This is a genomic window from Ruminococcus sp. zg-924 (assembly GCF_024433635.1).
Classification (GTDB): Bacteria; Bacillota; Clostridia; order Oscillospirales; family Acutalibacteraceae; genus UBA7067.
Genome location: NZ_WNJZ01000012.1, coordinates 1 through 22,937, shown reverse-complemented (window position 1 = coordinate 22,937; position 22,937 = coordinate 1). Strand labels below are relative to the sequence as shown.

General features: G+C 42.2%; 19 protein-coding genes. 6 read left to right on the top strand and 13 right to left on the bottom strand.

The features are described 5' to 3' along the window. Positions 1–15 precede the first annotated feature (15 nt). The 6 genes from purN to GMA13_RS06805 all read right to left on the bottom strand — a co-directional run bounded on the left by purN (position 16) and on the right by GMA13_RS06805 (position 5,339). On the bottom strand, positions 16–642 hold the full coding sequence (gene purN, locus GMA13_RS06830; protein WP_255883359.1) for a phosphoribosylglycinamide formyltransferase: 627 nt from the start codon (positions 640–642) through the stop codon (positions 16–18). A gap of 12 nt (positions 643–654) precedes the next feature. Beyond that, positions 655–1,689 (bottom strand): phosphoribosylformylglycinamidine cyclo-ligase, encoded by a 1,035-nt coding sequence (purM, locus tag GMA13_RS06825; RefSeq protein ID WP_255883358.1) that lies wholly within the window; start codon positions 1,687–1,689, stop codon positions 655–657. Positions 1,690–1,733: 44 nt separating this feature from the next. Further along, positions 1,734–3,185 carry an amidophosphoribosyltransferase gene (gene purF, locus GMA13_RS06820; RefSeq protein ID WP_255883357.1) on the bottom strand — a complete coding sequence of 484 codons (1,452 nt, stop codon included), beginning with the start codon at positions 3,183–3,185 and terminating at the stop codon, positions 1,734–1,736. Next, positions 3,182–3,685 (bottom strand): 5-(carboxyamino)imidazole ribonucleotide mutase, encoded by a 504-nt coding sequence (gene purE / locus GMA13_RS06815; protein WP_255883356.1) that lies wholly within the window; start codon positions 3,683–3,685, stop codon positions 3,182–3,184. Before purE ends, purF begins: the two co-directional genes overlap by 4 nt. Positions 3,686–3,938: 253 nt before the next feature. Further along, complete coding sequence (locus tag GMA13_RS06810) at positions 3,939–4,856, bottom strand: SPFH domain-containing protein (protein WP_255883354.1); 918 nt, start codon at positions 4,854–4,856, stop codon at positions 3,939–3,941. A 33-nt stretch (positions 4,857–4,889) separates the two neighbouring features. Then, a complete protein-coding gene (locus GMA13_RS06805; RefSeq protein ID WP_255883353.1) occupies positions 4,890–5,339 on the bottom strand; it encodes an NfeD family protein in 450 nt (149 codons plus the stop codon). A 232-nt stretch (positions 5,340–5,571) separates the two neighbouring features. Here GMA13_RS06805 and GMA13_RS06800 point away from each other — a divergent pair, with 232 nt between their 5' ends. Further along, a complete protein-coding gene (locus GMA13_RS06800; protein WP_255883352.1) occupies positions 5,572–6,174 on the top strand; it encodes a DUF4364 family protein in 603 nt (200 codons plus the stop codon). 112 nt (positions 6,175–6,286) lie between these two features. Here GMA13_RS06800 and GMA13_RS06795 read toward each other — a convergent pair whose 3' ends face one another. Beyond that, positions 6,287–8,158 (bottom strand): peptidoglycan-binding protein, encoded by a 1,872-nt coding sequence (locus GMA13_RS06795; RefSeq protein WP_255883351.1) that lies wholly within the window; start codon positions 8,156–8,158, stop codon positions 6,287–6,289. A 488-nt stretch (positions 8,159–8,646) separates the two neighbouring features. Further along, the gene (locus GMA13_RS06790; protein ID WP_255883350.1) at positions 8,647–8,916 is read right to left on the bottom strand and encodes a DUF6514 family protein; all 270 of its coding nucleotides are present in this window, start codon (positions 8,914–8,916) and stop codon (positions 8,647–8,649) included. A 371-nt stretch (positions 8,917–9,287) separates the two neighbouring features. Between GMA13_RS06790 and GMA13_RS06785 the strand changes: the two genes are divergently transcribed. The 3 genes from GMA13_RS06785 to GMA13_RS06775 all read left to right on the top strand — a co-directional run bounded on the left by GMA13_RS06785 (position 9,288) and on the right by GMA13_RS06775 (position 13,429). Continuing rightward, positions 9,288–10,229: a glycosyltransferase family 2 protein gene (locus tag GMA13_RS06785; RefSeq protein WP_255883349.1), complete on the top strand. Its 942-nt coding sequence runs from the start codon at positions 9,288–9,290 to the stop codon at positions 10,227–10,229. A 21-nt stretch (positions 10,230–10,250) separates the two neighbouring features. Continuing rightward, positions 10,251–10,823, top strand: a complete 573-nt coding sequence (locus GMA13_RS06780; RefSeq protein WP_255883348.1) for a hypothetical protein — start codon at positions 10,251–10,253, stop codon at positions 10,821–10,823. Positions 10,824–11,011: 188 nt separating this feature from the next. Continuing rightward, the gene (locus tag GMA13_RS06775; protein WP_255883346.1) at positions 11,012–13,429 is read left to right on the top strand and encodes an ATP-dependent helicase; all 2,418 of its coding nucleotides are present in this window, start codon (positions 11,012–11,014) and stop codon (positions 13,427–13,429) included. A 127-nt stretch (positions 13,430–13,556) separates the two neighbouring features. Here the strand turns inward: GMA13_RS06775 and rpsI are convergent, their stop codons facing one another. Beyond that, positions 13,557–13,958, bottom strand: coding sequence for a 30S ribosomal protein S9 (gene rpsI / locus GMA13_RS06770; protein WP_255883345.1), 402 nt, complete (start codon positions 13,956–13,958; stop codon positions 13,557–13,559). A 17-nt stretch (positions 13,959–13,975) separates the two neighbouring features. Then, positions 13,976–14,404, bottom strand: a complete 429-nt coding sequence (gene rplM, locus GMA13_RS06765; protein WP_255883344.1) for a 50S ribosomal protein L13 — start codon at positions 14,402–14,404, stop codon at positions 13,976–13,978. A gap of 291 nt (positions 14,405–14,695) precedes the next feature. Between rplM and GMA13_RS06760 the strand changes: the two genes are divergently transcribed. After that, complete coding sequence (locus tag GMA13_RS06760) at positions 14,696–17,035, top strand: SpoIIE family protein phosphatase (RefSeq protein WP_255883343.1); 2,340 nt, start codon at positions 14,696–14,698, stop codon at positions 17,033–17,035. A 67-nt stretch (positions 17,036–17,102) separates the two neighbouring features. On the opposite strand, the gene GMA13_RS06755 is transcribed toward GMA13_RS06760, so the two are convergent. After that, positions 17,103–19,274 carry a lectin-like protein gene (locus GMA13_RS06755; RefSeq protein WP_255883342.1) on the bottom strand — a complete coding sequence of 724 codons (2,172 nt, stop codon included), beginning with the start codon at positions 19,272–19,274 and terminating at the stop codon, positions 17,103–17,105. Between the two features lie 200 nt (positions 19,275–19,474). Here GMA13_RS06755 and GMA13_RS06750 point away from each other — a divergent pair, with 200 nt between their 5' ends. Next, entirely contained in the window at positions 19,475–19,681 is a 207-nt protein-coding gene (locus tag GMA13_RS06750; protein WP_255883341.1) for a helix-turn-helix transcriptional regulator, read from the top strand. A 481-nt stretch (positions 19,682–20,162) separates the two neighbouring features. Here GMA13_RS06750 and GMA13_RS06745 read toward each other — a convergent pair whose 3' ends face one another. Together GMA13_RS06745 and GMA13_RS06740 are read right to left on the bottom strand one after the other, a co-directional pair. Next, positions 20,163–21,851, bottom strand: a complete 1,689-nt coding sequence (locus tag GMA13_RS06745; RefSeq protein WP_255883340.1) for an AlwI family type II restriction endonuclease — start codon at positions 21,849–21,851, stop codon at positions 20,163–20,165. 10 nt (positions 21,852–21,861) lie between these two features. Next, entirely contained in the window at positions 21,862–22,710 is an 849-nt protein-coding gene (locus GMA13_RS06740; RefSeq protein ID WP_255883339.1) for a Dam family site-specific DNA-(adenine-N6)-methyltransferase, read from the bottom strand. Positions 22,711–22,937 lie beyond the last annotated feature (227 nt).

Here is a 22,937-nt window from a genome sequence, read left to right as displayed (position 1 = left end):
AATCTCCCTTCAATATTAATCAGATATTATTACCTTACCGTTTTCAACTCTTAGTTTATCCTGACAAAACAGCGCAACCGACCTCGGCAGAATTTTCCACTCCGCCTGCTCCATAACTCTTTTTTGCAGAATTTCGGGTGTGTCGCCATTTTGTATTTCAACCGCCTTTTGCATTATTATCGGGCCGCCGTCACATATTTCATTTACAAAATGTGCAGTAGCTCCCGTTAGCTTAATGCCCCTTTCAAGAGCCCTTTCATGAACGTGAAGTCCATAAAAGCCCTCGCCGCAAAACGCAGGAATCAAGGACGGGTGAATATTTATAATTCTGTTCTCAAAAGCCTTGATAACGCCGTCGCCAAGTATTGTCATAAAGCCTGCAAGCACAATTAAGTCGGCTTTTTCTTCGTTTAAAAGCGTAACAAGTGCATTATCGTATTCAGCCTGAGAGGTGTATTCCTTTCTCTTTATAACCCTTGTGCCAATGCCGTTTTGCCTTGCTCGCTCAAGAGCATAGGCTTTATCGTTGCTTGAAACAACACAGGTTATCTTGCCGTGCGCAATCTCTCCTCTTTTTTCGGCGTCAATTAAAGCCTGCAGATTTGTTCCGCCGCCCGACACCAATACGACTATATTCTTCAAGAGAGCACCTCCTTATAAAATGACAACTCCCTCGTCACCTGTTGCAACCTCGCCGAGGATTGTTGCCTTTTCACCTGATGCATTGAGGATTTCAACAGCTCTGTCAGCGTCCTCCTTTGCAACAGCGGCAATCATACCAACGCCCATATTGAAGGTGTTGAACATATCTCTCTCAGAAATGCCGCCAACACGCTGAATTACGTTAAATATAGGAAGAACAGGAACAGCCTGCTTCTCAATCTTTGCGCACATACCCGGCTTTAACATTCTCGGAATGTTTTCATAGAAACCGCCGCCTGTAATATGTGAAACAGCCTTTACGTCAACCTTGCTCATAAGCTCAAGCATAGGCTTAACATAGATTCTTGTAGGCGTTATGAGTGTTTCGCCAAGCGGCTTATCAAGCTCCTCATAGGTGTCAAGAATTGCCTTTGAATTAATGCCGAATACCTTTCTAACAAGCGAGAAGCCGTTTGAGTGAACACCGCTTGACGCAATACCGACCAAAACGTCGCCTGCGGCAAGTTTACTGCCGTCAACAATTTTTTCCTTATCAACAATACCAACCGAGAAACCGGCGAGGTCATACTCGTTTTCCGGATAGAACCCCGGCATCTCAGCTGTTTCACCGCCAATAAGCGCACTGCCGGACTGAACACAGCCCTCTGCTACGCCTGAAACAATCTCGGCAACCTTTTCGGGGTAGTTCTTGCCTACTGCAAGATAGTCAAGGAAGAAAAGCGGAGCCGCACCGCAGCAAACTACATCATTTACGCACATAGCAACACAGTCAATTCCGATAGTGTCGTGCTTGTTAAGCAGGAACGCAAGCTTGAGCTTTGTACCTACACCGTCTGTGCCTGATACCAAAACAGGCTCTTTCATTCCGGTTAGGTTTGGCGCAAACAAACCGCCAAAGCCGCCAATTCCTGAAACAACGCCGTCTGTTTTAGTTTTTGCAACGTGCTCCTTCATAAGCTCTACGGCTCTGTAACCTGCAGTTACGTCAACGCCTGCCGCCTTGTAGCTTTCGCTGAAACTCTTCATAGTAAATCTCCTTTTATGTTAATCTGATTTTGTGTTACATCTATTTATCTACTTTTGTCAATCTTATGCAAGAACTTATCCTCGTAAATCTCGCTTGGGACTGCCGCCGGATAATTGCCTGAGAAGCAGGCGTCGCACAAGCCGACCTTTGCTTCCTTTGCAATGCTGCGAACGCCCTCAACGCTCAGATAGCCAAGCGAATCTGCACCGATTTTTTCGCAAAGCTCTTGCTTTGACATATTGTTGGAAACAAGGTACTTTTTGTCGCTTATTGCAATACCGTAATAACACGGATTCAAAAACGGCGGTGAGGAAATTCTCAGATGAACCTCCTTTGCTCCTGCGCTTTTCAAAAGCTTTACAATATATTTGCAGGTTGTGCCGTGAACTATCGAGTCATCTATAATAATTATCCTCTTGCCCTCGACAGCAGCCTTAAGCACATTGAGCCTCATTTTAAGGACGTTTTCTCTCTCTGAAACCTTACGCTTTGCAAAGGTTCTGCCTATGTATTTATTCTTTATCAAAGCAATTCCATACGGAATACCTGACTCAATTGAATAACCAAGAGCCGCCGATAAGCCGCTGTCCGGCACGCCGCAAACCATATCAGCCTCAACAGGATGCTCCCTTGCAAGAATTCTGCCTGCCTCCTGCCTTGCCATATAAACTGACACGCCGTCTATAACGCTGTCTGGTCTTGCGATATAAACATACTCAAACAAACACATTGAGCCTTTGCCCATACAGTTGTCTTTACGGCTTCGTATGCCGTTTTGGTCTATCACAACAACCTCGCCCGGCTCTACATCACGTATAAACTCAGCACCAAGGCTGTCAAAGGCGCAGGACTCGGATGCAAGCATATAGCTGCTGCCCTTTTTGCCTATGCAAAGCGGTCTGAAGCCGTTGGGGTCACGCACGCCGATAAGAATACTCGGCGAGGTTAGAACAAGCGAATACGCACCCTCAAGCTCTTTCATCGCATTAACAACAGTTTCCTCAATAGTGCCGTAGTTAAGGCGCAGGCTTGCTATTACATATGCAATAAGCTCCGCATTTGAGCCTGCCTGGAATATTGCGCCGCCCTGCTCAAGCATTTTGCGAAGCTGAGCAACATTTGTCAGCGCACCGTTATGTGCCAAAGCAAGCGAGCCTTTAATATACCTCATAAGCAGAGGCTGGGTCGATTCGGGCGTTATTATCTGCTCAGGGCTGTAACAAACGTGGCCAACGGCGATATTGCCCTGCGGCAGCTCGTCAAGCTCCTCTGCTGAAAAGCCCTCCGCCACTGTACCAACGTGCTTTAAGCATTTCATTTCGCCGCCTTTGTTTATTACTATGCCGGCGCTCTCCTGTCCTCTGTGCTGAAGCGCAAAAAGTGCCTTGTACGTTTCAAGCACACAGTCAATATCATCATCTCTTGCATAAATTCCAAACACGCCACATTCATCCTGCGGAGAGTCGGTAATGCAAAAATGTTCTTGCTTTATCACAGTTCAGCCACCTTGCTTTGGATAGCCTCGTCTTTCTTCAAAACGCCCGCCACCATATCGGCTTTTTTATCATCAAGCTTTTTAGCAAGTTCTTCATTTGACAGAGCAAGCATCTGAATTGCAAGCAGTGCGGCGTTTGTTGCTCCGCCTACTGCAACAGTTGCAACGGGAATTCCGCTTGGCATCTGCACGGTTGCAAGAAGTGCGTCTAAACCGTCGAAGGTTGACTTAATCGGAATACCGATAACCGGCAGCGTTGTATGAGCCGCCAAAACGCCTGCAAGATGTGCCGCCATACCGGCCGCTGCAATAATCACACCAAAGCCGTTGTCCTTAGCGTTTTTTGCAAAATCAGCCGCAAGAAGCGGAGTTCTGTGTGCCGACATAATATGAACCTCAAACGGAACGCCAAAATCCTTAAGGGTTTTTATTCCGGCTGAAACAACCGGAAAGTCGCTGTCGCTGCCCATAATTACGGCAACCTTTTTTACATCTGCCACATTAATCAATCCTTTCAAATTAAAACGCAAAAAAGACTGCGGTTGTACGCAGTCTTAATTTTGCAAAGAGTTTTTTGATTTTATGATTTTACGCAATGTGCCCGTAAACGCAAAGCATAAGTCGAAGCAAGACGAATAAAGCGCCACGGCACACACCCCCAAAAACAATTTCTCTCTATATTGTATTTCATTTGGGGGATAAATTCAAGACCCTGCAGGAATTTTGAGACAATTTTTATAATAATAGCACTTATTATTGCTTAACCTTTGGCTCGTCGTTCTTGATAATCTCTTTAAATGAGGTTGCAAGACCTGCAAGCGACTGAATTTCTGACGGAATAATAATCTTTGTTGCTCTGCCGTCTGCCGCCTTCTGGAACGATTCAAGTCCCTTAAGAGCGATTACAGCGTCGCTCGGATTAGCCTCGTTTAACATTTTGAGTGAATCAGCGTATGCCTTCTGAACAGACAAAATAGCCTCTGCCTCACCCTGAGCCTCACGGATTTTAGCCTCCTTGATAGCGTCAGCCTCAAGAATTGCACTCTCCTTACGTCCCTCGGCAATGAGGATTGCGCTTTTCTTTTCACCCTCGGCGTCAAGAATCTTCGCACGTCTTTCACGCTCAGCCTTCATCTGCTTCTCCATTGCTTCCTGAATCTCTCTTGGCGGAAGAATGTTCTTAAGCTCCACTCTCTTAACCTTGATTCCCCAGGCGTCAGTAGCCTCGTCAAGGATAATTCTTATCCTCTCGTTGATATCATCACGAGAAGTAAGAGTGTGGTCAAGCTCCAAGTCGCCTATGATGTTACGCAGAGTTGTTGCTGTGAGATTCTCAATAGCGAAAATCGGGTCAACAACACCGTATGCATAAAGCTTCGGGTCGGTTATCTGGAAATACACAACAGTATCAATCTGCATAGTTACGTTATCCTTAGTGATAACCGGCTGAGGCGGAAAGTCCACAACCTGCTCCTTAAGAGAAACCTTTTTTGCAATTTTGTCGATAATTGGAATTTTAACGTGAAGACCCTGACCCCACGTTGACGAATACGCACCGAGTCTTTCTATAACAAACGCATTTGACTGTGATACAACCTTGATGTTTGACACAATCACCAAAAGAATAATAATAGCAATTACTGCTATGATAATAAGTGCAGAAATCGGCATAAATAAACCCTACCTCTCTAATTTTTGTAATTTTTATTTTGCAAGCGAATAAACTTCTTCAACAACAAGCTTTGTGCTTTTTATTTCAAGCACTCTGACTTTTGTGCCACTTTTAATTTCACTGCCATCACTGCTTACAGCCATCCAATAGTCACCAAGCACCTTGATCTCGCCGGGGCTCTCCTTAGTAATGGGCTTTGTAAGCATTGCTTCACAACCGATAACTCTGTCGATATTAGTCTTGACCTCGCTGTTTTTCAGCTTGAACTTTTTCACTATCGGTCGTGTAAGCACAAGAGAAAGCGTTGTAACGATAATAAAAACAAAAACCTGTATAACTATGTTGTCTGTAAAAATACAGCATATTGCTCCCCCAAGCGCACCGAGTGAAAACCAGATAGAAATCATCTGTGATGTACCGGCTTCAACAAGCAATGCAAGCAGTGCAAGACCAATCCACACAAACGGCATATAAGCCTCCATTGTCATACCTCCCTTCGCTTGAGATAAGAATACAACAAAACATATTTTTTTGCAACAGTTTTAAAACAACTGAAATAATTATTACAATAGTTTAACAATGGTTTTAGCCTTGCCGCCAATCTATAAATATATCTTAAGAGCCTTCCGCATTGCCATATATCTGCCGCTGTGATATAATAATCATACAGTAAACAGAGGCTTATTATAACCATAACCAATTGGAAGTGATATTATGCAGAATGACGCACTTGACGCAGGAATCCGCCCGGGCGGACTAAGAAGCAAACAGGATATTAAAATTCTCGTATGCTATGTGCTTGACAAAACAGGCGTCAAGCTTACACGTACAAGCCTTGAGCAGGCTCTTATAAGCTCTCAGCTTGTAAATTATTTTGAGGTTTCAGACTGCTTGAGCGACCTTATCGCAAAGGGAAACGTAAAAGCAGAGGACAATTTCTGTGTACTGACAAGCACCGGCAAGCGAATTGCGGCAGAATTAAAAGAAAGCCTTCCGCCGTCTGTTCGTGACAGAGCCGTTGAAACAGCTCTTAATCTGTTTGAAAGAGAAAAACGTGAGCGTGAAAATGCCGTAAACGTAACTCCGAGCGAAAACGGACTAAAGGTTGAGTGTAAAATTCTCGGCGGTGAGGACGGCGATTTGCTATCAATTGCCTTAAGTGTTGCAGACCGTGAGCAAGCAAAGGTTATAAAAGAGCATTTTCTTGAAAAACCCGATATAATTTACAGTGCCGTTATAGCACTGCTTACAGGCAACAATGATTTTATTAAAGACACACTGAACAGAATTTCAGAAGAGAAATCAGAGAAAAGATAAACCGACAAAAGACTATATAAACACTTGCGTCCGTCAGCCTCCTTGGGTTAAGGTTTTATCCTCATATATAACAAAAGCAGTCGCTTTTCAGCGACTGCTAATTTTTTTGTTATCATTTGCGGTAACGATTAATCTGACCTTTCTTTGTTCCCTGAGTTGTGAACACTGCAAGTGAAAGAATCGAGATGAAGAACAGGATTGCTGAAATCCAAATGAAGGTTGTAGCTGAACCTGTTTTAGCTGTACCCTTGCCCTGTGTTTGGGTATTTGAAGAAACGTTTGTTGTCTTTGAAGAGTTGCCTGAGCTTGTCGGAGCAGTTACTGTTGTATCGCCTTCCTTAGAACCTGTCGGCTCCTGAGTAGACTCTTGTGTAGGCTCCTGTGTCGCATCCTCAGTCTGAGTTTCTGTTTCCGGCTCTGTCTCCTTAACAGAGTCAATCTGAGCCTCTAAAGCTGAGATAAACTCATTATCAGCAATACCGTCAACCTCAAGTGCAAAGTTTGCCTGAGCAAGCTTTACTGCATCCTGTGTTTTTTCGTCAAATATGCCTGAAGCCTCGCCGTTCATATAACCGGCTTCAATAAGAAGCTTCTGAAGTGCTGTTACGTCTGTGCCTGTGTAGCCAAGCTGAAGGTTCATATACTCCGGTGACTTAACTGCTGCGTCAGAAAGAAGAACAGCAAACTGTTCATCTGTCATTTCTTCAACAGGCTTAAGCTCTGAAGCTGCGAAGTATGCCTGCATTGCATTGTAGGTTTCGTCATCAAATACACCGTCGATGTCGCCAAAGTAATATCTTAACTCAGCAAGTCTTGACTGAAGCTGAGAAACCTTTGTGCCTTCGCCGCCCATTGCAAGCTTGTCAACCTTCGGCGGTTCTGTCGGAGCAGGTGTCGGAGCCTCTGTTGGCTTTTCTGTCGAAGCTGCTGTTTCATTCTCTGTATGAGCGTCTGTTGCTTTCTCTGTTTCAGGCTCAGCCTCTGCCGATGCGTCAAAGTCTGTTACTTCTTCAGTAACCTGCTCGTATGTAGAAGCCGCTGTTGGCGGCTCTGTTTTCTTTTCTGTCGGGGCTTCTGTCTTCTTCTCTGTCGGAGCTTCGTAACTTTCGAGAGCTGCCCATGTGTAAGGACCAACCTCACCGTCAACAAGAAGACCCATATCCTTCTGGAACTGCTTTACGCATGATTCTGTATACTGACCGAAGTAGCCTGTTACATCTTCATTGTAGTATCCTGCTGATATAAGAGCGTTCTGAAGCTTCTTAACCTCAGCGCCTTCGGAGCCGACTCTCAATATTCCGTCATTCTTTGACGGCTTGCTTGTGTTGCTGCCGGAAGAACCATTTGAAGAGGTGCTGTAATCAGTCTGGCTGTAAGCGCTTGACGGAGGAGCAATATTTGAAACACCGTCTGAACCAAAGGTGTACTTAACACCGTCAAGAGTTCTTGATGTGTTTACAACGTACTGACCGTTCTCATAATAGTAGCTGTCGCCATTGTAAAGTACCCAGCCTGTTGTCGGGTAGCTTACGCCGTAAATCTTAAACCACTCAACCCAGCGAAGCTGGCTTACTGAGCCGTAGCACATATCGTAGTAAGAGCTTCTTGCGTCAACAGCAAGTCCGTTGCCAACATAAACGCCAACGTGACCCGGCATATGAAGACCAAGACCGTGAATTCTCGGAATACCGCTTGAAACATAACCCCATTCACTTGAAGAAGCGAGCATGTCTGTTCTTATGCCGCCTACTCCGTTATAGGAGTAAATGAGTCCCGAACAGTCAACTGCACCCGGAGTTGTTCCGCCCCAAACATAATCCCACTGCTCATAATAAGCGTTAAGGCAGTAAGCGCTGAGCCCTACACCTGTGCTTGTAGCTGCAAAAGCTGAAATAGTACCAACCGCAAAGACTGAAAAAATAATTGCCACCGCCAAAAGCAGTGAAATCACAGCCTTGCCTGTTTTCTGAAGTGAATTCTGCATCGCTTTATAACCTCCTGAAATCCGTATTACAAATAAAGCATCTTAATTCTCAACTTATTTTTTCTTTCAATACAACGACTTAGGAACATACAAAAATGTCCAAAAAGCGAACAAAAAAGAAAAACTGTAACAATTTGGTTACAGTGTAACACATTTCTTTATTGAATTCAAGTAAAATCGAAAAATAAAGCATTTTGCATAAAATTTTTTCTAATATTTGTTGCTTTTTAAACTGTAAGTTTAATCTTATAAGATAGTTTTGCACCCCGTTTCTTCAGTTTTTCCGCATAAAATCGACTTTTTTTTAATTTTAACCTTTTAGTTACAAAAACGTAATTTTTTCCGTGCTTTATACATTCAGTATTTTGTTTTTTAATTTAGTACAGCTACATATTGTTATTTCGTTGCAAAATCCTGCCGGATTCACCCTTTATATAGTAAAAACGGTTTTCAATTTGTTACCTTTGTAACGGATATTTTCTTTTCTGTTACGACTCATTAATGTGTATCCAGCCGCATAAAATTTCCTCAAGCACCTGATAAAAATGTTCGGGGGCCACCTCGTTTTCATTTAGAAAAGCTATAATTTGCAAAGCAAACTCCAGACTTTCGGACACGCCGTCAACAACAACAGGCTGTCCGCTGTCATCGTAAAAGCTTATACCAAAGTCTGTGGTATCACTGTATTTAGTTTCCGTACTGTCCGAGTAAACAAGCGAATAGCAGTCTTTTTCGCTTATTCGGCTGCTGGTTGCCATAATTCCTCCAGATTAAATCCCCACAATGTAAATTACATAAGCCTGTACATTTAAAATTCCTTACATATTAATATATATACCTACCACCAGCCTTATTATACTATTTTTACATATTTTTCACAATTCAACCATAGTTGATTTTTCTATATATTGTGTTTGTGAAAACTAAAACAACATCACCTTGTTTATTTATACTTTTTGTGTAATAGTTTTAGCAAAAATAAAATTTATGTAAAATCCTGTAATATAGCGCCGCTTAAAATAATAATTTCGCATTATCGCCGATTTCAGCGCAAATTTACTTGATAAAAACAACAGCGTAAGGTAGAATATAAATAACAACATACCTCTTAAATAAAGGTGGAACAGGCTTGACAACACTATATCTTGCAATACCCTGCTACAACGAGCAGGAAATTTTAGAGGATACAACCCATAAGCTGTTAAATAAAATGCAAACGCTTATTGACAGTGGAAAAATATCCGAAGACAGCAGAATAATGTATATCGACGACGGCTCAAAGGACAAAACGTGGGCGATTATAGAGAAGCTTCACAGCGAACACAGCCTTGTTATCGGACTTAAGATGTCACGCAACAGAGGTCACCAGAACGCTCTTTATGGCGGACTGATGGTTGCTAAGGAGTACGCCGACGCCGTAATCTCGATAGACGCCGATTTGCAGGACGATATTGACGCTTTTGACGAGATGCTCGAAAAATACGAAAACGGCTGTGACATTGTTTACGGCGTCAGAAGCAAGCGTACAACCGACTCTTTTTTCAAGCGCTTTACAGCTGAAGGCTTTTACAAAATACTCAAGCTATTAGGCGCAGAGGTTGTATTCAACCACGCAGATTACAGGCTTATGAGCAAGCGTGCGCTCAACGAATTTGAGGGCTTCGGCGAGGTTAACCTCTTTTTAAGAGGCGTTGTGCCAATGATAGGCTTTAAATCAGACACAGTTGAATACGAACGCAAGGAACGTCTTGCAGGCGAGAGCAAATATCCGCTAAAGAAGATGCTTGCTCTTGCGTGGGAGGGAGTTACCTCGCTTAGCATAAAGCCAATTCGCTTTATAACGGTGCTTGGCGCAACTGTGTTCATAATAAGTATAATAATGCTTATCTACTCTCTGATTTCACACTTCACAGGGAATACCACACTCGGTTGGACAAGCCTTATTGTTTCGATATGGGCACTCGGAGGGTTACAGCTGCTTGCGATAGGCATAATCGGCGAGTACCTTGGAAAAATCTATCTTGAAACAAAACAACGGCCGAGATTTATAGTCGAAAAATTCATCAAATAATTCTATTGAAAGGCAAACGGAATGAAAAAATTTATAATATTGACTGCGGCTGTTATAGCTGCGCTAACACTTTTTGGATGCAGCAACAGCTACACTGACGATTTGAACAATTCAAAAATCACCCCAAGTCAGACCGTATCACAAAAATACCCCGGTCTTAACGGTGAATACTACGCCGACGGAAAAACACAAGACGAGGCTACAGAAAAGCTAATCAAAAACGTTATTCCCGACATACTCAAAAAAGAGATAACAAAGGAAGGCAACGAGCAGGTAAACACCCTTGAGGTTATTTCCTACGATATTTCAAGCTATGACGAGGGTGATGCCGCAACACTTAAGATAAACGCTGTGCTTAATAACGGCGAGCCGATGGAGCGCACTGTGCTTGCGTTTATAACAAGTGAAAAAACCGACAGCGGCTACCGCAGCTACTTCCTAAGCTACAACAATATGGATCAATCCGACAACCCGGACGATGAAACAAAGCAGCAGATGCTAAAGCAAAGCCTTGAGCAGGCAGAACTTGGCGGAGCATCAAAAGAAGGAACAACGGCGGATACAGACGAAGCAAAGTCAGATAGCAAAGAGTAATAAAATATACAACTGAATCCAAGGTCTGCTCGATTGGGCGGACCTTATTTTTACAAATTACACGTTTTGTATTATTATACAACTTGTACAATATTAACCAACTCATTTTTCCTTAAACGGCTTTAAACATAGGGCGATTTAATGTAAAATATAAGCTACGATTAAATTTCAATTTTCGAGGTGTAAAAATGACATTTTCAAAGGAAGAGCTTTTACGATACAGACAGCAAATAATGGAAAACGAAGTTTCCAATATGAACGATATGCAGAAAAAGGCGATATTCAAGGCTAAGGGTCCTGTGCTTATCCTTGCAGGCGCAGGAAGCGGAAAAACAACCGTACTTGTAAACCGCATTGCAAGCCTTATAAAATACGGCACAGCCTACAACAGCGACTTTATACCCTATGACCTCACAGAGGACGAAATAGCGGAAATAAAGCAATGCGCCGATACAAAGCAGGCTCCAAGCGACGCTCTTGCACGCCGTTTAGCAGTAAGTGCGCCTCAGCCGTGGCAGATTCTTGCAATCACCTTCACAAACAAGGCGGCAGGCGAACTTAAGGATAGAATTTGCGCAAAAATTCCTGAGGGAGGAAACGACATATGGGCGGCAACCTTCCATTCAACCTGTGCCCGTATGCTCAGAGTTTATGGCGACAAAATAGGTTACTCACGCAATTTTACTGTGTATGACACAGACGACCAGCGCAGGATTGTAAAGGAATGTTTGAAATCACTGAATATTGACGAAAAAATCTTGCCGCATCGAACTGCTCTAAATAAAATATCAAGAGCAAAGGACAAAATGATAACCCCCGATGAATATATAAAGCGTGCAGGCAACGACAACCTTGAAATGACGGTTGCAAAAATTTACGAGCTTTATGAAAAGAAACTCAAATCTGCCGACGCTATGGACTTTGATGATTTGCTTTTCAACACAGTAAAGCTGTTTGTGGAAGCTCCCGACGTGCTTGCCTACTATCAAAACAGGTTCAAATACATAATGGTTGACGAATATCAGGATACAAGCACCGTTCAATACAAATTTGTAAGTATGCTTGCAGACGCACACAAAAACATCTGCGTTGTAGGCGATGATGACCAAAGTATTTACAAGTTCAGGGGTGCTACCATTGAGAATATTCTTAGCTTTGAGGACTCCTATCCCGACGCCGAGGTTATTCGCCTTGAACAGAACTACCGCTCAACGCAGGTTATTCTTGATGCGGCTAACAACGTAATCAAGAACAACAAAGAGAGAAAGGGCAAGACCCTGTGGACAGCAAACAAAGGCGGCGAGAAAATTATACAGCACAAGGCGCAAAATGAGCGTGATGAGGGCAACTATATTGCGCAGACAATTTCTGAGCTTGTCGGAAAGGGTAGAAAATTCTCCGACTTTGCGATACTCTACCGTATGAAAGCACAGTCAAACTCAGTTGAGCAGAGCCTCAGCCGCAACGCCATTCCATATCGCTTAATCGGTGGTCACCGCTTCTATGACAGAGAGGAAATAAAGGACATCACCTCTTACTTAAGCTTTATCAACAACCCCTCCGACGATGTAAGGCTGAGGAGAATCATAAACAAGCCTAAGCGAGGAATCGGCGACACCACAATCAATCATGCCGCTGAAATTGCAGGAGTTATCGGTTCAAGCATTTACGAGGTTATAAAGAACTGCGATGAATACGCACCGCTAAAGAGAGCAAGTGCAAAGCTTAAGGAATTCTGCGCCCTTATGGAGCCGCTTATAGAAACAGCCCACGACGAAAACAGCGATTTGGAGGAAATCTACCATTCTGTTCTGGAAAAAACTAACTACATAAGCTGGCTAAAAACAGAGAAAGAGGACCACGCAGAACGAATAGAAAACATAGACGAGCTTTTGTCCAGCATTGTAAAATACGAGGAGGACAACCCGGAGGATGCAACCCTCAGCGGATTTTTAGAGGAAATATCACTGTTTACAGATGTTGACAATTATGACCAGAATGCAGACTGCGTTGTACTTATGACAATGCACGCCGCAAAGGGTCTTGAATTCCCTGTTGTATTTATCCCGGGAATGGAGGACGGCATCTTCCCCGGTATGCAATCAATTATGAGCGAGGAGGAAATGCAGGAGGAACGCCGCCTTGCCTATGTTGGAATAACAAGGGCAAAACAGGCGCTTTATCTTGTGAACGCAAAAGAGAGAATGTTGTTCGGCTCAACTCAGCGCAACCGCCCGTCACGTTTTCTTGATGAAATCCCGAACGAGCTTTTAGAGTACACCACAAGCGTTCCAAGCTTTCCGTCCTCATTTGGCGGCGCAGGAGGAAGCGTTGGAATTGGGCAGGGCACATTCACAGGCGGCTTTGTCGGCTTTGGCAACAAGAAGCCTTACGCATTTCCAAAGCCGAATATTCCGAAAAAGGCAGCGCCAAGCGGAGCAGGACAAAGCTTTAAACCCGGCGACAGGCTTAAGCACCCTGCCTTTGGCGAGGGTACGGTTTTAACCTCCACCCCAATGGGCAACGACAGCCTGCTTGAGATAGCCTTCGATTCAGTAGGCACAAAGAAGATTATGCAGAATTACACTAAGATTACCAAGCTGTGATTTAAACCACAAAATATTGAACCATAAAAACATCAAAAGACGGTTGAGCGCAAAAAAACTCAACCGCCTTTTTTTCAAAAAAAGAAAGCCCTTGAAACCAAGGACTTTCCTGATAAGCAATATATGATTATCTCTTTGAGAACTGTGGTGCACGACGAGCTGCCTTAAGACCGTATTTCTTACGTTCTTTCATTCTCGGGTCACGGGTTAAGAAGCCTGCTTTCTTAAGAGCCGGGCGAAGAGCCTCGCTGTCATACTGAAGCAATGCTCTTGAAATGCCGTGACGAATTGCGCCAGCCTGACCTGTAACGCCGCCGCCTGCAACTCTGCAAACAATATCGAACTGCTCTGTTGTCTTTGTTAAGGCAAGAGGCTGACGAACGATAAGCTTAAGTGTTTCAAGGCCGAAATAATCGTCAATATCTCTGTCGTTAATTGTAATTTTGCCTGTGCCCTTGTAAAGTCTTACTCTGGCTACTGAGCTTTTTCTTCTTCCTGTTCCGTAAAAGAACGGTGCTGATTCGTACATTTAAAATGCCTCCTTCCTTATTTTGTCCACTCTTCCGGCTTCTGAGCCTCATGCTTGTGCTGTGCGCCTGCATAAAGCTTAAGTCTGAGCATTGCTGCTCTGCCGATTGTGTTAGACGGAACCATGCCCTTAACGGCAAGCTCCATTGCCTTTGTCGGGTTAGCTGCCATCAATGTGTCATATCTTGTAGCCTTGAGGTGACCGATATAACCTGTGTGACGGTAGTAATACTTCTGGCTGAGCTTTTTGCCTGTCAATACTGCGTCTGCGCAGTTGATGATGATAACGTGATCGCCGCAGTCAACGTGCGGTGTGAATGTTGGCTTGTGCTTGCCTCTGAGCAATACAGCTGCCTGAGCTGCAACACGGCCAAGCGGCTTGCCGGCGGCATCAATAACATACCACTTGCGCTCAACATTCTGCTTTTTTTCCATAAATGTAGACATGCTTTTTCCTCCTGACTTAATTCTTCTTCGGGAAAGCCCGATATAGCGTAGTTTTCATTTAGTCGCAAGATAGATAATAGCACAACAAAAAGTTCAAGTCAACACTTTTTTAAAAAAAAATTAACGCTCGCAGTAGCTATCTCCTTATTTCTCCGTTATACTCTCTTATACTCTTTTATTCTCGTTTGCCATTTTTCATTTCTGCATTTTTTTACGATATACTACGCTTTGACAAAATCCGCTGAATTAATGTGGTATAATCGGGAGGAATTTGAAAACGGAGGAAGAAAAATGAAAATTCAAAGGACAGCCACAGCAGGCGATTTTATCAGAGCAAAGACAAAAAGCAAGAATGTTCGTGCCGTAATAACACAGATAGCGTACTTCATATCCGGTTTTATCGTTTCGGCGGGCGCAGTGTTCGGCAGTTATGCGCCCTTTGGCGGTTCTTTGGTTGCGGCTGTTCCGTCCGGATATTTAATATCCGTTACAAGCGGAACGATATTCGGCTACATAATTATGACCCCAAGCGGAAGCTTCCGCTATGTTGCAACGGTGCTTGCAATCGGTGCAATCCGTTGGACGTTCAGCGACCTTACAAGGGTGAACTCTATGCGGCTGTATGCTCCTGCTGTCGCTTTTGTGCCTATGCTTGCAACAGGGCTTGTGCTTGCCGCAGTCGGCGATTTTCAGCTTAAGCTTGTATTTATGTGTATAATTGAGGCCGCTCTTGCCGCTGTTGCCGCCTATTTTTTCAGCAGAACCATAAAGCTTTCCTTTGGCACTCGTGGACTTGCAAACCTAAACCAACAGGAGATAGCCTGCATAGTTATGACCTTGTGCATACTGCTTTTATCCTGTTCCTCGCTTCAGCTTGCGGGCATTTCAATCGGTCGGATTATCGCCGTCAGCGCTGTGCTGATTTGCGCCAAATACGGAGCAGTTGCAGGCGGCTGTATTTCCGGCGTGTCAACCGGCGTTGTATTCAGCTTGTCCGATAGCTCGCTGAGCTTTTTAGGCGGAGCATATGCCTTTGGAGGACTGTTAGCCGGATTGTTTGCTCCTACGGGGAAAATCGGATGTCTGCTTGCATTCTTTGTGTGCAGTACGGTTATGGCTTTCCAGTCGGGCGATATGACGGTTGTACTCGGCACAATTTACGAAACCGCAATAGCAGGTGCGATTTTCCTTCTTCTTCCGAGAGATTTGGGCAACACCCTTTCCGCAGTGTTCGCACCTCCGACAGATAAAACCCACAGTGAGGGACTTCGCCGCAGTGTAATAATGCGGCTCGATTTTGCAGCACAGGCTCTGTGTGACGTTTCCTCCGCAGTTGACACCGTTGCCGAGAAGATGAAAAAGCTCTTCTCCGCCGACCCGTCACGTGTTTACTCGAACTCTGCCGAGGAAATATGCAGCAACTGCGGACTGCGTGTATTCTGCTGGGAGAAGCAAAAGCAGACCACTCTAAGCGATTTTCAAAGTCTTACTCCTGCCCTTAAGAAAAACGGCAAAATAAGCGAAAAGGATTTCTCTGTTCGCTTTGCAAAAAAGTGCTGCAAGTCACGTGAGATGGCACAGAGCATAAACAAGAATTACGAGGCTTACCTTGCATATCTGTCGGCAGAGCGCAGAGTCGGCGAGGTTCGTGCAGTTGTAGCAGGACAATTTTCCGGACTTTCTGAGATACTTGGCGAGATGGCGGAGGAGTTTAAAAGCTTTGAACGCTTCGATTCAGCCTGCAGTGAGCGTGTGAGCTGTGCGCTAAAGGAGGAGGGCATAGCTCCCATAGACGTAAGCTGCCGTATAGACCGATTCGGCAGAATGGCGGTTGAGATTGAAACGGTAGATTTTCACAGCAGCAACGTAAAAAACGCTGTACTCTCAAAGGCTGTTTCAAGGGCGTGCGGCAGACATTTTGACGCTCCCTGCATAAGCCTTGCTCCAAACCGCTGCAAAATACAGATGAGCGAAAGAGCAAGCTATGACGTTGAAATCGGCAGCTGCCAGCACATAAGCAACGACGGCACACTATGTGGCGACAGCTTCAACTATTTCAGCGACGGGTTAGGGCGGCTTGTAGCAGTAATAAGCGACGGTATGGGCACAGGAGGACGAGCCGCCGTTGACGGAAGCATGGCGGAAAGCATTATGAGCAAGCTTATTAAGGCAGGACTTGGCTATGACTGCGCCTTAAGCGTTGTGAATTCGGCTTTAATGGTTAAGTCAGGCGATGAGTCGCTTGCAACTCTCGACATAGCGTCAATCGACCTTTTCACAGGTGACTGCGAGCTTTTAAAGGCAGGCGCACCGCTGACCTTTGTAAAAAAGAACGGCAAGGCGCTGAGGTACAACTCCACCTCACTGCCTGCCGGAATTCTGACGGATATTAAATTTTCGCATGAACGTCTTAACCTCAATCCCGACGACCGTGTGGTAATGCTCTCGGACGGAGCAGTCGCAACAGGTGATACCTGGCTTGAGGGTATGATTGAGAACTGGGACAAGGAATCTGCTCAGGACTTCGCAAAGAGCGTTGTAGCCGAAGCTCGCTTACGCAGAACTGACGGCTATGATGACGATATAACCGTAATTGCAATGCGACTTATTGAAAACGAAGAGGATAGTTAATGTATACAAAAGCCGCCGCAGAGCTTAGTTTTCTGCGGCGGCTGTGTTTTATATATTTTTATTAAGCTTACAGCGCAAGCTTCTGAATTGACAGTGCGTCAAAAACAGTTATATTTCCGTCACCGTTCATATCGGCATTAGCTGTGCCCTGCTCGTCAACCTCGAATATTTGCAGCGCTACCTTTTGAGCATACACTGCATCAAGCAGGTTTACCTTGCCGTCACAGTTTATATCGCCGGAAAGATAATCATATTCACATATGTAGCAAGAATTGCAGACACTATATATGGAATCAGCATTATTATTTATATTAACATCATTCCATTTTCCTAAAGTATCTTTCAACCCCAAGTTAAACGAATACATTTGAACATACTTTTCAAGACTTCCATTTTCAGAGCTCGGTTCATCGTATGACCAATTTGTATAATCAAAGTTTTCTCCGTTTACCCATTCCCATTCAGAGGTGTTTTCATTATAACTGGCACCTATCCAAACATTGCAATTTCTATCGCTAATCATATTACAAACCAGATCATTTTCGTGCTGATTGTTTATAGTAACAAGGTGACCACCTTTTTCCTCACAGAGTTCTTTTGCTTTTTCCCAGGTTACCGAATCATCATAAAGTTCATACTTCTTGTTATCATCATAAACAGTTTTTAAAATATTATTGTTTATATTCTTTTCCCAGTGGGCGTATACATTTCTATTGAAGTCATCGACCTTTGTAGAAGTCGTAATCTTTGTACCACCCTCATTTTGAGTATACCATCCTAGGAAAGTATATCCATCTCTTGTTGGAATAGGAAGCTTGCTATATGTTTCTCCGTGTTTATAGGTTTGATTTGTTATATTATATCCGTCTTCATACCTGAAATTGTTTGTTCCGTTAGAACCGTCACAAAGTGTAAGGTTATTAATCCAGAAGGTTCCTGCCGTATCTATATATGGGTGAATGGAAATTCCTGAATATATATTCTTAGTCATATCAACAGTATATTTTTTCCATTCATTAGTTAGCACAACATATTTATAGGTAGGAGTATAACCCCATCTGAAATACATCTTAGCACCATTGACAGTCCCCTTTGCCCAAAATGTTAAAGTGAATTTTCTGTTATCGCCAACAGCTGTATATGCTCCGTTACTGCCTTCGGAACGTCCTGCATTAGTGCTGGTACGAATTTGCATATCGTGTCCGCTGGAACCTGCCGACTTAGCTACAATTTTTAGGCTCCTTAGATTATTTAATTTTTGAGAATTGTCAACCGAAATATTATAAATACTCGTATCTCGACTGTAAATATATTTTGAATAGTTGCTATCCAGACTACCGCCCATAATATAGTTGCACCCGCTGTAATTGGGGTAGAAATACAATATAGAGTTATTTGGTTTCCAAACAGGATAAAAGGTAAATGTATCTCCTGCTTTACCTCCATTAGTCCACCCTGAATTAAAAACATAATTCTTGCCATTATTGTATACCGCTTTTGTATATCCGTTAACAGTTATGTTTTGCTGTGTTTGCCAGCCTATTCCGCTAACATACCATTTACTGTCTGATTTTCTGCAAACATTGTATCCTGAAAAATAATATCCATTCTTCGTAAAAGTATTTTTAGATGGAGTAAAGGTTGCGCCATAGGCAATTGTCTTTGACGCCATACTTCCTGTTCCTCCGTTGGCATTATATGCCAAATTATACAATACAACAAAATCAGGTCTTATAAAACAAGTAGCATTTGAAGTTAGTCTTCCGGAACACGCCTTACATGGTGAACCGGAAATATTTTGTTCTATAGTGTTAAATTTTGAGGAATTACCCGATGTAACTATTCCAATATGCCCATATATACCTGTTGATGAGTATTGATCAGGTTTTGCATATGAGTCCCATACTACAATATCGCCGGGTTGAGGTTTAAATCCACTGTAATTTTTTATCCTCTTCCAGCCTGAAGGTAATTTATTTTTAGTGTAATCACATGCATTGCCGCCGGGGGTAGTAGTTCCCAAATAATTATAATAGTATGCTATCAAATCTACGCACTGCGCTCCATACTCTTTATCATAATCTAAATACTTACCTATTTTTGATTTTGCCCAAGCGACAGCTTCGCTTTGCGTATGTTTGGTTACTGCACTTGCAGAAAAAGGAACAAATACAAACACTCCAAGAATCATTACAAACACCAAGATGACAGAAGTAAGCTTTTTTACCATAATTTTCATAAAATTTCCCTCCTCATATTTTTATAATATAAGTATAAAAATCAGCAAAAATAAAACCTATAAAAAACAATTCCGTCTCAAAACAGTTTTGCTAATATTGTAAAATTAGTCCCAATAATAATCCTTCTATTTAGATTATAGTCATAATATTGACTATTGTCAAGCATAAAAAGTTAGATTAAGTTTATATTGGTGGTAAAATGATAAAGTACACGCCCTTTTGGGAAACGCTTAAGAAAAGCAACGAAAGCACATATACCTTAATCCATAAATACAATATAAGCAGTGCAACCATTGATCGCTTACGAAAAAATCAGGGTATCAGCACAATGAAACTTGACGATTTGTGCAGAATCTTGAAATGTCGTGTGGAGGATATTATTGTATACGAGGACGAGGGAAAATAGCGCTTCTTACTATATTTAAATTTTAATATCTTTATAATCTCTCTCCCTTTGCAGGGAGATTTTTTTATGCCTAAACACAACAAAATAACGGCTCACATTTGGGACACCTTCCGTAAGGAAGGCGCCCCAAGGTGGCTCTTGTATATAAACTGAATAATTGATTTCGTTATAAGGTGTAGTCTTTGGCTATGTCGTTTTTTGTTGTTACACGCCTTTTCAAAGTGTGTAACCCACTATGACACTTTCACGGATACTCCGTGCAAAGAAGTCAGTGGGTTTTACGAATGACTTTATATTCGTTCAAGCAATTTTCTAACGAAAACACGCTTGCTTGCATTCTTTAGTAATTCTATAATACAGATTGGGATATCTAAACAAGACAAAACCCGTCGCAAAAAACGACGGGTTTTGAAAATTTTTCAAATTTAAGGGAAAACTATCTGGTTGAGCAAAATATAAACGCAATAAAATTTCGCCGATTTTATGATGCCAACCACATATCAACACACGCTTGTATACCACAACGCCAATTATTCTCGTCAACTGCTTTCTCACATAATTTCAAAGCACAATCAAGAAAATGATGAATATCAGTTGGAGTAGGTTGGGTTTTATAACTGTAGGAATTCTCAACAAGTTTCATAAACTGGTCTAATTCGAGTGGTATTATCTTTGATTTTCCACCATAAAGAGCAATGGACAAATGGTTCAATCCGTAGAAGTGAGCTAATGTTGCTGCGTTAATTGTCGGCGCAATAAATAGGCAGTAAGTATCTTTCCCTGATTTTTTCTTCAACTGACCATAATGACGTGCGACGGGTTCTCCTTCGGCTTCATACTGTCGCTGTCCGGACTGCAATGTAACTTCTACAGCCAAAGAGAAATCCTCATAATCGCACTCTATATCAGGCATATTTCCAGAAGCGGTAGATAGAGGTTGACCGACATCATCGAATTTGAAGTTTCCTTTGATATTACCACCATCAAGCATAGTCATTGCTCGCCAAGTATTATATTCAAACATAAGCGGAGCATCATAGTATTCATCCGAAACAATTTCATTAAATGTATCGATGATTTCTGAATATAGCGCATATGACTTAATTTCAGCAACTTGTTCGTGAATAACATTCTCTTTGTGCTGAGCAACAATGTTATCTCGCAAATCTTTTAATGCTTCAATATCGTAGTTTGCCAAATCACGTCTTGTGAGTTCGCTCATACGAAGAATAACATCTATAATGTTTTCAACATTATCAGTATATAATTCAGGAGTGTTAGCATCAAATAAATGTGCTTTGTAACTATTCTCATCATCCACAAAAACAGGATTGCGATTAACATTAGCAAGGATAAATTCAATATCTCGCTTTTTGTCATCGAAAATAGAAATTGTCCTGCTCTTGTGTGCAATGGAAACAAGTCCGGTAAATCTCAAATATCTAAAACAAGCATCAGCATAATCACGCATATTACCTTTTTGAGTTTTCACAAAGGTATTTATGCTGGCATCTCTTGTTTCTCTTGTCCGTGTTCTACCTTCGGCAATTCTGTCATTATGAATTTCTAAGACAGCGTTTGCCCATACATCATTTACAAACTGTTTGTACTGTCCACGATGTAATTCTTTATCTTTTCTGAAACTCAAGATTTTATCTTTAACTTCTTCGTACTTGTGATAGTCTGTGATTTGAACAGCAAAAATTTTTAACTCGTCAAAGGTCAAGTATTCAAGATCATATATTAATCGCAATACTTCCAAATATGGACGCACAAAAAATGTGCCGCTAATTCTTGCGTTCTCAGTGTGATAAGGTGAAGGCAACTGAAATTTAAGCAGTTGACGCAGAAAAATCTCTTGTGGTCTTTTCCCTGATATTAAAGCACGACCAGCATCGGTTAGTGCAATATTCGGTTTCAAGTCAACAAAACCTAATGCTTTCGGAGCACGATTTATTCTGTCACGTGCACTAAATGCTTTATCAGAGGGAGAACCTGTCCCTTCGAAAAAACTGCTTTCCGCAAGTTCATCAATAAATTGTTCTTGTGTAATTCTATTCCACGGTTTTCCTTCAAACTTGTCACAAAGCAATCCAATTTCAGGAATCATCTTTGCTGGAGTTCGTGGTGAAGTTGTAAAAAACAAAACTTTATTGTCCAGTCTTGCCATACCTGCCACCTCAATAATTTTTTACGACGATATGCATTTTATCGTTCTTGAAACGATTTCTAATGTTTACCGCATAGCTTTTATAGTACTCATCAAATATGAAATCACCATACAATTCTTCAGTAAGAGGGGTTTTACCGATAATCATCAACGCTCTGCAAGGAAGATTCCTAAAATCAGCCGCTAATCGTCTATGCTCGGCTTCATCAAACCCATTCATCATATCAATGTTTCCATAGTCATTGAAAACGCAATCATATGGAGGATCCAAAAATATAAAATCATCTTCTTGTGCTATATCAAATATACGACTATAATCAAGGTTGAATAGTTCTGCTCCTTGTAATAGCTCACTATGCTGTTGTGTTACAAGTCGAGTATTAAGGTTCGGATATCTGCCGAAAGGAACATTATAATCACCATTATTGTTGTATCTGATCATTCCTGAATAGGCTGTTTTATTGATAAAGAAATACAAAACACCATCTAAATATGTATCATCAGGATGATTAAACAATTCTCTCATACGATAATAAAGCTCCTCATTTGCATTAGGAACCCTCTCATCGGGTGTTAATGATTTTAATCTTTTATACTCTGCCTGATTAAGTTCATATATGCGCTGAATATCATCCAACTGCTGACGCATAATAGGATACTGATCTCGCAACTGAGTATAAAAAGTCATCAATCGCTCGTTTGCATCGTTGATAATAGCATTTTCGGGTTCTAGATGAAAATAAACTGCACCGCCGCCAAAAAAAGGCTCAATATATCTATTAAAGTCATCCGGTATGTATTGAAGAAAACGGGGGATTTCACGAGATTTTCCGCCACGATATTTTAAAACTGGATTCATTGGTTCAACCTCGCTTTCACCCAAACATAATTATACAAATGTATTATACCATAGAACTTGTGGTTTTTCAACGGATCTTCTGTGAAATTTGATTTAGAATTCTGCGTTGTAAATAGATGTGACCCAATTTGGTAAAAAAATAAACTAACGATATGGTATAGTGTTTTTGCTTGCCTTTGGAGTGGAGCGTAGCGTAACGGAAAAGGCAAGCAAAAACACAGCGGTTC